Source organism: Acidobacteriota bacterium (genome assembly GCA_003225175.1).
Lineage (GTDB): Bacteria > Acidobacteriota > Terriglobia > Terriglobales > Acidobacteriaceae > Gp1-AA112.
Map to the genome: position 1 here is coordinate 68,155 of QIBA01000033.1, position 12,560 is coordinate 80,714.

The window sequence follows — 12,560 nt, forward strand, 5'->3', positions numbered from 1 at the left end:
TACAGACGCCGCATGCTGCGTCTACACCAATCAGGCAGCCTTGGGCATCTCGACTGCCTGCCCAGGTGCGACGCGCTGCTGTCCTTGCAGTCTCTTGCCCTCGGCTTTCAGAAGCTCTGCGTTCAACTCAGCCCCGATCAGAATCGCGATGCTGCTCACGTACAGCCAGAACAAGAGAGCGATGACGGCGCCGATCGTCCCATAGGTTTTGTTGTAGTTGGCGAAGTGCGATACATAGACGTTTACGGCAGCCGAAATCAGAATCCAGAGCACTGTTCCGAGAAGCGCGCCTGGCAGCGTGTGCTTGAACCTCTGCTTCACATTGGGTCCGAAGAAGTACAGCAGCTCCATCGAGAGCACAATGCAGAGTCCAATGATGCCCCAACGCAGGAGCGGCCAACTCCGCTCGAATACATATGAGAGGTGAAGGACATTGCTCAGGAAGTGACCACCGCGGTCGCCCACCATCGTGAGCAACATGGCAATCGCCATCAGGCCACCGGTCATAAACGTCAGTTCCACAGCCAGCAGTCGCTGTTTCAGCATTTGCCGGCTGGTACGGGCATCGTAGGCGATGTCGAGCGCATCGATCATTGCCGAGAAACCGCCCGAAGCAGCCCATATGGTCCCGGCAAGCCCAATCGAGAGTAATCCTCCGCGATTCGGGGTTAGTACGCTCTGGAGAATCCTGCGAACCAATCCCATTGCCTCAGATGGAACGAAACGGGCGGCGAAGTCCATGCTCTGGTTGAACAAGTTAGGAATGGGCAGGTAACCGAGCAGCGTGGCCAACGCAATGAGGAGGGGAAACAGCGACAGAAGGAAGTAGTAGGAAAGCCCGGCCGCCATGTTCAGCACACGTGTGCGTTGCACTTCGCGGTACACGGCTACGGTGACTTCTCTGGCTCTTCGCAGTCCAATTCCCATAACTAAAACGTATATAGACGTAAGCTGTCATTGGACTTAGATGGAACGTTCTGTTGGTTGAGATGTCGCTGAGCCGAAATCACTCCCGTGGACATCTGATGAGAAACGGTGGCAGAGCAGGCTCAAGCTCGAGCTGCCGAAAAAAGCGCTGGCACGGTTCGATATACTTTAAGTTTGTTTCCTGATGGCAGAGCTCACGAGACAAAGCGGCAATGGAAAGCACGTTTGGCGAGGGATCATTATCGCCATCCTTGCCGTTATTGTGCTCGCCGCATTCATCTCCAGCCGCAAGGGCGAAGTTTCCGTCAGAGTCGACCACGTAACCAAGCAAGACCTCGTCACGACGATCTCCACCAATGGCAAAGTCGAGCCTATACAAAACTTCGAGGCTCATGCTCCTGCTGCGACGACGGTTCGAAACACTTACGTCCGCGAAGGCCAGCGAGTCCATAAGGGCGATCTCCTGATGCAACTTGACGATGCCGATGCGCGCGCCCAGGCAGCGCGAGCGTTGGCGCAGATGAAAGCCGCAGAGGCCGACCAGCACGCTATCAATACCGGGGGAACGCAGGAAGAAGTGTTGAATACCCGCTCCGAGCTGGTAAAGGCACAAGCCGAGCGCGATGCTGCGCAAAAGAACTACGACGCTCTGCAAAAATTGGCTCAAACGGGAGCTGCAGCTCCGTCCGAAGTCCGCGAAGCAGCAAATCGCCTGACGGCGGCTCAGGCCCAACTCAAGGTGCTGCAAGACAAGCAACAAGATCGCTACTCCCGTCCGGAAGTAAATCGCGTTGAAGCCCAGGTCGATCAGGCCCGCGCTTCCTACACCGCAGCTCAGGACCTGCTGGCGCACAGTGCAATCCGCGCTCCCTTCGACGGTACGGTGTACTCCATTCCCATCAAGCAGGGTGAATACGTTCAACAGGGGGAGCTTCTCATTCAGCTTGCAGATCTGCATCGCGTGCAGGTACGCGCCTTTGTCGACGAGCCCGAATTGGGAAAGCTGGGAGTAGGCCAGCCTGTGACGGTCACCTGGGATGCCCTTCCGGGAAAGACGTGGCGCGGCGAAATCAGTCAGATGCCCTATACCATCACCACTTACGGAACCCGCAATGTTGGGCAGGTTCTGTCCTCAGTTGACAACGAGGACAGCCGCCTCTTGCCGAACATCAACGTCACGGTGAACGTCAGTATTGCAAACAAAAAAGACATAGTGACCATAGCCCGCGAGGGTCTGCATGAAGACGAGAACGGACGCTATGTGTATGTGGTTCGAAATGGACATCTGGAACGTCAGGCGGTGGAGGCCGGCATCGCAAACAATACCCGCATTGAAATCATGACCGGCCTCCAGCCAGGAGAACTCGTTGCTCTCACCAGCATGAACCCGGCTACTCCACTACGACCTGGACTTGAGGTTCGCGCCCGGTAAACTTCTGATGCCAGTCCCCCGCTTGTTCTCATTAGTTTTAACCTTTGTACTCGCGCTTTCGGCAGTCTCGCCGGCAAACGCGCCGCTTGACTCGGTTCACCAGCTACTCGTGAACGGCGAAGCTGATGCAGCGATTCGGATGTTGAAGACATCTCTGAGCACGAATCCGTCCGGAGCAGCAGAGCACAATCTTCTGTGCCGCGTTCACTATGCTGAGGAGAGCTGGGACGCCGCCGTTTCCGAATGCGAGCGCGCGGCAAAACTGAATCCAAACAGTAGCCTTAATCAGCTCTGGCTCGGGCGAGCCTATGGCGAGAAGGCGGAGCACTCAAGCTGGTTCACTGCAATTAACCTCGCAAAGAAAACGCGGATCGCATTTGAAAAAGCCGTGGAACTAGATCCGAGGAACATCGAAGCCCGATCGGACCTGAGCGAGTACTACATTGAAGCGCCGGGCTTCCTCGGTGGTGGCACCAATAAGGCTGCCGCCCAGGCAAACGCAGTTGAAAAAATCGAGCCGGCAACTGCGTATTGGATTCGCGCCCGCATCGCTGAGCATGAAAAACACAACAGCGATGCCGAGCAGCAATATAAGAAAGCTCTGCAAGCTGATCCTGGCCATCGCCGCATCTTCGATCTCGCTTCGTTTTATCGACGCGCCAACCGTCTTGATGAGCTCGAAGCAGCCGTAAAGCAATCGGCAAAACTGAACACGAAAAACGATTCCGCTCTCTTCGACTCTGCGTCCCTGCTCCTTCGCGTGAACCGGAACCTCCCGCTCGCAGTGACGCTACTACAGCGCTACATCGATCAGGGCGAAAAGTCCGAGGATGCTCCTGTTTTCCAGGCGCAGTATTTACTAGGCCAGGTGCTCGAAAAATCCGGTGACGCAGCCGGAGCAAAGAAGGCTTATCTAACTGCCAAAGCTAGTGCTAGCGACTTCGCACCGGCTACTGCGGCCTTGAAGAGACTAGGCGCCTAAATCAATTTGGGAATAGCGCGCGCTCACGGGCTCGCCCTTCGGCCTGACACTTCGTGCTCTGTTTGAGGAAGAAACGCGTCATAGAGAGAAACTACCTTCATCGCCTGCCGCAATTGATCGAGAGAAGCTTTGCTGGTGATGTCGATCTGGACAGACTCGCCGGGAAGCAGGTCTATGTAATTATCCGAAAACTTTGCATCGAGATCGCCGAAGGAGAGATACACATCTCGCGCGACCTGCGAAGACTGCAGAGTCACTCGATATGAATTCCCAGTGCTCTCAATGCTCGCCTTGATCTCCGGCCGTGGCAGGCGAATATCCTTCATTGTTGCGAAGAAATACAGATTGCGAGATACAGACTTGCCCGCTACCAGGAGCTGAGAATCGATGAAGACCTGCTCGCGTTGGCGCTGAGCTAAGAGCTCCGTCACGGGCAAGCTCAAGTAAACATCGCTGGCAAGAGGTTTCACCTGAATATTTGCGGACTTCTCTTCGAGCACCTTGCCGGCCAAATCCACCAACCGTACGCGCAACTGGGCTGGCTGAACTTGCTGCTTGTCCGAAACAACGTAAATCTGCAGTGCGCTGTTCTCTTCGTTTGGACTCACCAGCAGATCGTTGTAGAAGCGTCGCGCATAGTACTGCAATGCCTTCCAACGCCCGTGATAGTCGATGCTTGACCACGACGCCACTGGCCAGCAGTCGTTGAGCTGCCAGTAAAGCGAGCCCATCGTGCGAGGGCGGCTGCGGCGAAAGTGCTCAGCTCCCATCTTGATTGCTTCCGCCTGCATCACCTGACTGGCATACAGAAAGGAGGCGAAATCCTTCGGCTGACCGAAGTAGCGCAACAGGTAGTCATAGATTCTTCCGTTCCCCCCTTTATTTTTCTGGTGCGACAGCATTACCGCGGAGCTGATGTCCCAGTCCTCCGGTGTGCTGAAGGATTTGATCGTGTTCATTTCGGGAAACGACTGGAATCCGAATTCGGTCATGAATCGCGGCACTTGCTGCTTGTAGTTCTCAATCGGAGCCAGCGCGTGCCACACCTGCCAGTAATGCATGTCGCCGATGCGCTGAGTATCCGGATCATCTTCGAAGTTGGCGCTTGGAGAACTCGGCCAGTACGGCACTGGCTGGCCATGCTGAATAACGACATCAGGCAGCACCCGATTGAAGAGCACCATGTAGTCCTGCCAGACTTTTTCTGCTGTCTTTTGCCCTACCTCGGCCTTGAACTGCTGGCGATCTCCCCAGTGCATCCATCCGGTTTCCACTTCATTGTTGCCACACCAGATCACGATGCTGGGATGATTGCGTAGCCTTTTGACCTGATCGACGGCTTCGTGACGCACGTTGTCCAGGAACTCTGCGTCGCCCGGGTGCATATCGCCGCCGAACATGAAGTCCTGCCAGATGATCAGCCCCAGCTCGTCGCAGATGTTGTAGAACTCGTCGCTCTCATAAGTTCCGCCTCCCCATTCGCGGATCATGTTCATGTTCGCGTCGCGGGCTGACTGCAGAATCTCGCGGTATGTTTCAGCAGTTACTCGCGAGGGAAAGCTGTCGAACGGAATGACATCTGCACCTTTTCCAAATATGGGAATGCCGTTTATCACGAACTCCATACTCCGGCCCCAATGGTCGGGATCGCGGCGAAGCTGGAGGGAACGCAAACCAGTACGAGTCTTCGCCTGATCCACAGATCCTTTTCGGATCTCCAGTGTTGCTGAGAATTCATACAAAGACTGTGGTCCGTATCCGGAAGGAAACCAGCGAGCGGGCTTCTCGATCTCGATCGGAACAGTAACGCGGTTTGCACCGCGAAGTAATGTGAAGGTTCTCTCGATCTTCTTTGCAGCTTTAGCCTCAGGCGACGTGTAGCTGATCGTCACTTTAGCTGGAGCGTTAGCCCCCGCTTCGATCTCGAGACTTGCAGCAATGTTCGCGACGTCCGCGGTAACTTCGTCTTGAGCGATGTGCAGATCGCGAATCACGGCCTCGTCCCAACTTTCCAGCGTTACTGGCCTCCACACGCCCATGGTGACGAAGCGTGGACCCCAATCCCAGCCATATTGATACGGAGCTTTCCGCGTATACGGATCGGTGCCAATTCCCTTCTCTACATCCGCGTCATGCACCGAGATAGACGGCAAATGGTACGGCATGCCCTGAATGTGCTTAAGCACTTCGTTGATCGGGGACCGAAACACTACCTGCAGTGTGTTGCTCCCCTGCTTTAGATAAGGCTTCGCATCGACGCGCCAGATGCGAAACATGTTCTCCGCGTGCAGCACGCCTTGACCATTGAGAAAGACTGTCGCGTATGTATCGAGCCCCTGGAACATAAGCTCAATATGCTTACGCGCGAATATGGCTGCAGAGACGTCGAAGCTTGTTTGATATTGCCAGTCCTCCAGGCCGATCCATTGCAACTTCTTCTCATTGTCGCGATAGAAGGGCTCGGGAATGATTTTGTTGCGCAGCAGATCGGTCTGAATGCAGCCGGGGACCTCCGCCGGCGTCCAACCGGCCACTCGCTGCAGCGTAGCCGAATCCACGTCAGGCTCAACTCCGGGAACATGATTCAGAGAGCTGTCAGGCGCAAGCCGGAATTGCCATCCATGATTCAGATCGATCAGTTGCTTTTGGACGGAAGCGCCCAATGACATTGAGGGAATGAAGGCCAAAGTAAGCACGAGCAGCAGGAAGAATAATTTTTTCATCGTCAGGAATCTGCTACGGCGTTGCGCATAATAGCACCTCTTTACCACCAATATCCCTGAGGCGCAAAGCAGGCCGAAACAAGACTTCATAAATCGTTCTCTTGAAGCTTTTGATTGCCTCTTATCTCGTTCGCGGCTAATCTTCCCGCATGCATCTCACCTGGCTCGATTGGTCGGCGATTATTGGCTACCTGGGCATCACTATCCTCATGGGGCTGTACTTCCGGGGACGCTCCGGCAGCAGCATGGAAGAGTACTTCGTCTCGGGCCGATCCGTGTCGTGGTGGCTGGCCGGAACGTCGATGGTCGCGACGACCTTCTCCGCCGACACCCCACTGCTTGTGACCGGGCTTGTGTACACGCAGGGCATCGCTGGCAATTGGCTTTGGTGGTCGTTCCTGCTTTCCGGAATGATGACCGTGTTCCTCTTCGCCAGACTTTGGCGTCGATCCGGACTGCTAACCGATGTGCAATTCGCGGAGATGCGCTATTCAGGCAAGCCGGCGGCATTTCTACGCGGCTTTCGCGCTGTTTATGTCGGATTGCTCATGAACTGCCTGATTCTCGGTTGGGTAACGAAGGCGATGATCAGCATCGTAAGCGTAGTGATAGGCGTGAGCGAGCACACAGCATTGGCAATTTGCATCTTCGTGATCGTTCCCTTTACGGGTTTATACGTTGCCATCGGCGGATTGTGGGGCGTCTTGTGGACCGACCTGTTCCAGTTCGTTCTCAAAATGGGAGTGGTTATCGCAGTTGCGTATTACGGAATCAGCGCAGCCGGAGGCATGCACGAACTGCTGCGAAAATTGCAAGTCGCGCAACCCCCTATGCCCACGAGTCTACATGGCAATCCATTAAAGCTATTTCCTGACTTTTCCAGCGGACTCACTGCGGAGACATGGTGGACACTTCCCGTGATCACACTGCTCGCTTATCTCGGTCTGCAGTGGTGGGCATTCTGGTATCCCGGAGCTGAACCCGGCGGGGGCGGATACATCGCTCAGCGAATCTTCAGCGCCAAGGATGAGAAACAGGGACTGCTCTCCGTGCTGTGGTTCAATATCGCGCACTACGCGCTGCGTCCATGGCCCTGGATTCTCGTTGGGCTGGTCGCGATCGTTCTGTACCCAAATCTGGACGGTTCGGCTGCCGGACGTCATCCAGAAGACGGATACATGCTGGTACTCACGCAGCATCTTCCTACTTCGTTGCGCGGGCTTGCTATCGCGGGATTCCTCGCAGCCTTCATGTCGACCATCGCGACGCAGCTCAATTGGGGCGCCTCTTATCTCGTCGCGGATTTCTACAAGCGCTTTATCAAACCCGAGGCATCGCAGAAGCATTACATTCTCGTGTCGCGCCTGGTCACGGTGTTTCTAGTAGTCTGCGCAGCGCTTGTAGCCGCACAACTCGCATCCATTCAGTCTGGCTGGCAGTGGGTGCTTGAACTCAGTGCAGGAACCGGAGCGGTTTATCTGCTGCGCTGGTATTGGTGGCGCATTAACGCCTGGAGCGAGATCAGCGCGATGGTTGTGGCGCTGGTAGTTTCACTCGCGCTGCGGATTATGCATCCTTTTTCGGGAAATTCCGCCGTAGTGTTTGCCAAGAGCGCAAGCATAACTACGGCGATCACCACAGTGGCCTGGCTGACCGCCACATTCATGACGAGACCGGTGAGCCAGGAGGTGTTGGTGAGCTTTTACCGGCACGTCCGTCCCGATGTACGCGGATGGAAGCACGTGGCGGCCATCGCTAAAGACGTAAAGCCCACACGGGATCTCGGCCGCAATCTCGCACTCTGGCTGCTGGGATGCGCGATGGTCTATTCATTTTTGTTCGGCGCAGGATACGCAATCCTTGGTCAACCCACTCGTGGAACTGTCTTGCTCGCAATCGGAATCGTATGCCTGCTGCTCTTGCTGAAGCAGCTCCGCTCATTTGTCGAAGAGCCGGAACATGCGCGCAAGCCGGGCACGGAGACCGCTGCTTTTATCGGTCATTGATCTCACTCCCAAGGCCAGCGACGAAGACGCGGAATTCTGTAGCCGATGTGCGACCGGCCTGGATGTGGGACCAAGAACAAATACGAGCCCGCAGGGCGGCATTCTTCGCTGTTCGTGCCTATGGTGGATCCTCATCGTGTCCTCTCAGGAATGCCGCCCTTCGGGCTCTCGCTTACGATTTCACACATTCCCACGGCTTAATCGCACATGGGCTTCAGAATTCCGCGCCTTCGGCGCTGGCCATAGCATCTGGGGATTGCCTTACGCCCGCTGTTCAAAATCGAACGTCCCGCGTCTATTTCGGCCATGTTGCCGCCGATTGGGAACGTAGAGTCAGTTACTTACAGCCACCTCTCGTGGATAGCCAGATGCATCTGGAAATCCGAATCCGTGTGTTCATAACTGAGGAGTCCCATGGACCGCTTTCTGCAGGACCTTCGCTATGCGCTGCGCCAACTAACAAAATCGCCGGCTTTCACGGTGACCGCGCTCCTGACACTCGCGTTGGGCATCGGCGCGAACACGGCGATCTACAGCCTGCTCGATCAGGTAATGTTGCGCAGCTTGCCGGTTCAGGACCCTGAGCAGCTGGTGATGCTCCAGGGCACGGGAAGCGATCGCGGAAGAATCAACGCCTATGGCGGGGACGGTGATGACTATTTTTCCTATCCCATGTATCGCGATCTCCGCGACAAGAATTCAGTCTTCACCGGCACCGTAGCGACCGACCAGGTCCAGGTCGGAGTGCAATGGCACAACCAACCCGAACTGGTGCAAGGCGAGCTCGTATCGGGAAATTACTTTGACGTTCTTGGCGTGAAATCCGCGCTAGGCAGGGTGCTCGTCCAATCGGATGATGAGGCGCAGGAACGCAATCCTGTCGTCGTGCTCAGCTACGGATATTGGCAGAGACGATTCGGTTCTGACCCCCGAGTAGTGAACGACACCATCCTGGTAAATAGCCATCCTTTTACGGTCGTCGGAGTAGCGTCGCCCGGCTTTAAGAGCTTCGTCCTTGGAGCCGCGCCCGACGTTTTTGCTCCAATGATGATGAAGCCGCAGATCACTCCGGGATGGAACGATCTCGATAACCGGCGTTCGCGTTGGCTGAATATCGTTGGACGACTCAAGCCAGGCATGACACTCGCCCAGGCGGAGTCTGGCCTGGCGCCACTCTGGCATTCACTGCGCGAAGAAGAACTCAAGGCGATTCCCAATGCGACACCAAAGTTTCGCGAAGGATTCGTCGCCAAGTCCCATCTGAAATTGCACGAGGCGGCTAAAGGATTCTCTCCCGTGCGCGATCAGATCGGCACGCCGCTCGTGATCGTGATGGCGATGGTCGGGCTCGTCGTTCTCATTGCATGCGCCAATGTCGCTAGTTTGCTCCTGGTGCGTGCAGCCGGAAGAGTTCGCGAAATGTCGGTGCGATATGCGCTGGGAGCCTCGCGTATGCGAGTCGTCCAGCAGCTCGTGATCGAAGGAGTGGTGCTCGGCGTTGGTGGAGGAGTGCTGGGTTTAGCCATTGCTCCCGAAGTGACCCAGCTATTGCTTCGCAAGATTTGGGCCGATTCATTGGGCCAGATTCCCTTCTCCCCGTCGCCAGATGTGCGCGTACTAGTCTTCAACTTCGCCGTTTCCGTCACGGTTGGGCTTTTGTTCAGCCTCGCACCAGCGCTCCAGTTCTGGCGTCCCGACTTGGTACAGACGTTGAAGCAACAACTTACTACGGCCAGCGGTGGTCAACTGAAGCTGCGCCGCAGTTCTGTTGCTCTGCAGATGGGGCTTAGCCTGCTCCTTCTGTTTGGAGCGGGACTATTTGTGCGCACCTTGCATAACCTGAAAAACGTTGACGTCGGTTTTGTTTCAGATCATCTGGTGACGTTTGGCATTTCGCCGGGCTATGCAGGTTACCAGCTTAACCAGAACTTGGACCTCTACAAACGCATCATCGATACGTTGGCGGTACTGCCCGGAGTTCGCTCAGCCGCGGCCACCAGCGATCCTGAGCTGGCTAATAATCAGAGCATGAGTGGCATAGGAATCCCCGGCTATACGCCGGCCGAGGGCGAACGAATGAGTGTCGAGTGGGCGGAGATCACCCCGGGTTATTTCGATACTCTTAAACTTGCCTTCTTAATTGGAAGAGACATCAATAACCAGGATCACGCAAGCGCCGCGAAAGTCGCCATCGTGAATGAGACCTTTGCCCGCCGTTACTTTGGAACTCCCGAGAAGGCGGTTGGACACAATTTCGCGCGTGGGGGAGGGCCTGAGAACAAGCCTGACTTTCAGATCATTGGAATTGTGCGGAATGCGAAACACCGCAATCTTCGCCGTGAGATAGAGCCGACCGTGTACATACCCTACATGCAGGTTGATCCGAAGAACGGCCTGACGTACATGCAGTTCTATATCCGCACCTGGCAAGCGCCTGAGCAGGCCATGAATACGATCCGTACTGCCATGCAGAACCTCGATTCGAAATTGGTACTCGATTCTCTGCTCACGATGGACCGGCAGATCAACAACAACGTTACCAACGAAAGCATCGTTGCCTTTCTTGCTGTGAGCTTTGGCATTTTGGCGACTTTTCTGGCCGGCATTGGACTATATGGAGTACTTGCCTTCTCCACAGCGCAGCGCACGCGTGAAATTGGGATTCGCATGGCCCTCGGCGCGAGCCGGAGCTCGGTCGTACAGATGGTCTTGCGCGAGGTATTGTGGCTCGCCGGAATCAGCGTCGTGGTCGCCGTGCCGGCTGCCCTGTTGCTTGCTCGCTACCTGCGCAGCCAGTTGTACGGTGTATCCAACACCGATCCACTGACTCTAATCGGAGTTGTTGTGGTCATCGCAGGCGTAGCTATGCTCGCCGCGACGCTGCCGGCACGCCGCGCAGCAGGCGTGAACCCAACAAAGGCATTGAGATATGAGTAGATTTCAGGGGCTTACTGAAGCGGGAACATGACCCAGAAGAAACCTGGCCTTTGAGCAGCCGTGAAATCGTCTTCCCAGATGATCATGCCAGCACTTTACGCCGCTCGCCTCGGCAAAACCAGATAACCCGCGTAATCGCGGTCTGAGCCTTGTCGCACACAGGTAACAATGCGCTCTGAGCGCGATGGTTGCCAATCACGAGTTGGTTGCTTCAGCTTGGCATTACGGAAGAAACGTTACTACGGTACATTGCGGATATACGACTTTGGATGAATACTGTCCCCTGTCAGCAGCGACTCATAACTTCCTGCCCAAAATGGGAGTTGCCGCTCAATCTGGATAGATCGAAGCGCTGAGGGACCGGTTCCGTGATCAACATCGAAAACATCCCAACATCAAGCCGCAGAGCGGCACAAAAGACGAAGATCATCCTTGATCTCCTGTCTCTCCTGATTACGCTTGGATGTCTGGCATTCGCGCTATACCGAAGCTGGCACTAAGGCAAATTGCCGACAAAATGGTAGCCCTGGGGTGACTCGAACACCCGACCAACGGTTTAGGAAACCGCTGCTCTATCCATCTGAGCTACAGGGCCACACTCGCGGGTTTTTAGTCCACTTTACCGATTTTACCTGTCGCGAGGGAGGCCGCTCAATGCACCGAAGCTCCGCGTGGCTGCTCGATCAGATCGGCGAGGCGCGTTGGACGCAAACTAAGATTGGTAATGTTTGAAACCGTGTCCTCCTGACTGGACTCTTGCTTTGCTCTTGCCTTTGACTGTAGTTTTCGTCTTAGTCAATTGAATTTGCGATGTCGATCCTGCCAACAGACAACTTGCGTGCTCCAAGCCGTCTGGGAAGACTTGGAATCTTCCTGGCTGGCTTTGTAACAGCAGTGTTCCTGCTGTTCCTGGTTTCTTATCCCGCTGGTCGTGGCCGCTGGCTTCAGAGGGTTCTGCATGTCGATCTCGATCAGCCTGCGATCGTGCAGCGCATCCAGCGTCTGCAGCGGCTGGAATCCGTGAAATACACACTCGAAAAGGTAGTCACAGGCGAGAGGCAAAGTCGATTCTTGCCGCAATCCCTGGCAGGCGAGCGCCTGCTATTGATTGTGCGTGGCGAAGTGTTCGCTGGCGTCGATTTAGGCAAACTGCAATCCAGTGATGTCCAGGTAAACGGAAAGCAGGTGAAGATTAGCCTGCCTCGCGCGGAGATTTTTTCCACGCGTGTCGATAACAACCAGACCCGAGTCTATTCTCGTGAGACGGGATTGCTCGTGCCAGCCGATCCCAATCTGGAATCAGAGGTTCGCGCCGAAGCCGAACGCCAGCTCCTGCAGGCCGCTTTGATCGATGGCATCCTGAACAATGCTTCGACCAATGCCCGAGGGACGGTTACGGCTTTGGTCCAAGCTCTTGGCTTTACAGATGTAGAGGTGAATTGAACGTTAACCTCCTGATTTCAATTTTTCTCGATCCTTTTGTTTGTCTTTTTGATCGCTGCCCGTTAACGTAAGCGGAACCACCTGCGGTAGCGGGTGGTGCTGTTGTTTTT

General features: G+C 55.4%; 7 protein-coding genes and 1 tRNA gene. 5 read left to right on the top strand and 3 right to left on the bottom strand.

Annotated elements, in window-relative coordinates; translation table 11 throughout:
- Positions 1 to 30: 30 nt before the first annotated feature.
- Complete coding sequence (locus DMG62_05060; protein PYY24088.1) at positions 31 to 927, bottom strand: ribonuclease; 897 nt, start codon at positions 925 to 927, stop codon at positions 31 to 33.
- A gap of 184 nt (positions 928 to 1,111) precedes the next feature.
- Here DMG62_05060 and DMG62_05065 point away from each other — a divergent pair, with 184 nt between their 5' ends.
- Positions 1,112 to 2,359 (top strand): efflux transporter periplasmic adaptor subunit, encoded by a 1,248-nt coding sequence (locus DMG62_05065; GenBank protein ID PYY24089.1) that lies wholly within the window; start codon positions 1,112 to 1,114, stop codon positions 2,357 to 2,359.
- A gap of 7 nt (positions 2,360 to 2,366) precedes the next feature.
- Positions 2,367 to 3,341 carry a hypothetical protein gene (locus DMG62_05070; GenBank protein ID PYY24090.1) on the top strand — a complete coding sequence of 325 codons (975 nt, stop codon included), beginning with the start codon at positions 2,367 to 2,369 and terminating at the stop codon, positions 3,339 to 3,341.
- A 23-nt stretch (positions 3,342 to 3,364) separates the two neighbouring features.
- Here the strand turns inward: DMG62_05070 and DMG62_05075 are convergent, their stop codons facing one another.
- The gene (locus tag DMG62_05075) at positions 3,365 to 6,064 is read right to left on the bottom strand and encodes a beta-mannosidase (GenBank protein ID PYY24091.1); all 2,700 of its coding nucleotides are present in this window, start codon (positions 6,062 to 6,064) and stop codon (positions 3,365 to 3,367) included.
- 149 nt (positions 6,065 to 6,213) lie between these two features.
- Between DMG62_05075 and DMG62_05080 the strand changes: the two genes are divergently transcribed.
- Together DMG62_05080 and DMG62_05085 are read left to right on the top strand one after the other, a co-directional pair.
- Positions 6,214 to 8,070, top strand: a complete 1,857-nt coding sequence (locus DMG62_05080; GenBank protein PYY24092.1) for a sodium:proline symporter — start codon at positions 6,214 to 6,216, stop codon at positions 8,068 to 8,070.
- A 414-nt stretch (positions 8,071 to 8,484) separates the two neighbouring features.
- Positions 8,485 to 11,007, top strand: coding sequence for an ABC transporter permease (locus DMG62_05085; protein ID PYY24093.1), 2,523 nt, complete (start codon positions 8,485 to 8,487; stop codon positions 11,005 to 11,007).
- Between the two features lie 518 nt (positions 11,008 to 11,525).
- Here DMG62_05085 and DMG62_05090 read toward each other — a convergent pair.
- A tRNA-Arg gene (locus tag DMG62_05090) sits at positions 11,526 to 11,602 on the bottom strand.
- 215 nt (positions 11,603 to 11,817) lie between these two features.
- Here DMG62_05090 and DMG62_05095 point away from each other — a divergent pair.
- A complete protein-coding gene (locus DMG62_05095) occupies positions 11,818 to 12,450 on the top strand; it encodes a DUF4230 domain-containing protein (protein PYY24094.1) in 633 nt (210 codons plus the stop codon).
- Positions 12,451 to 12,560 lie beyond the last annotated feature (110 nt).